Here is a 493-nt window from a genome sequence, read left to right as displayed (position 1 = left end):
TCAACGCGCAGGCGCTGGTCACCGGCAGCGTCAGCAAGGAAGCCGACGGCCGTATCCGCGCCCAGTACCGGTTGTGGGATACTTTTGCGGGCCAGCAGATGTCCGGCGAACAGTTCTTCGCCAACGACGCCAATCAGCGGCGTGTCGCCCACATCATCGCCGACGCCATCTATGAGCGGCTGACCGGCGAAAAAGGCTATTTCGACACCCGCGTCGTCTTCATCGACGAATCCGGCGCCAAGAACGCGCGCAAGAAGCGCCTCGCGATCATGGACCAGGACGGCGCCAACGTCCGCTATCTCTCGGACGGCAGGTCGATCGTGCTGACGCCGCGTTTCTCGCCGAACCGGCAGGAAATCACCTACATGTCCTATGAGAGTGGCCAGCCGCGGGTCTACCTGCTGCAGATCGAGACCGGCCAGCGCGAACTGGTCGGCAATTTTCCCGGCATGACTTTTGCGCCGCGCTTTTCGCCCGACGGCCAGAAGGTGAT

Annotated in this window: 1 pseudogene; it reads left to right on the top strand. The window is 62.9% G+C overall.

From position 1 onward, the window contains the following. Nucleotides 1-493 (top strand): annotated as a pseudogene (locus EN935_RS39845) (PD40 domain-containing protein); the annotation flags it as partial.

Origin of the sequence: Mesorhizobium sp. M7D.F.Ca.US.004.03.1.1, assembly GCF_003998635.1 — a bacterium.
GTDB lineage: Bacteria > Pseudomonadota > Alphaproteobacteria > Rhizobiales > Rhizobiaceae > Mesorhizobium > Mesorhizobium loti.
Note: the sequence above shows the minus strand (reverse complement) of the source record. Positions and strands in the feature narration are given on the sequence as shown.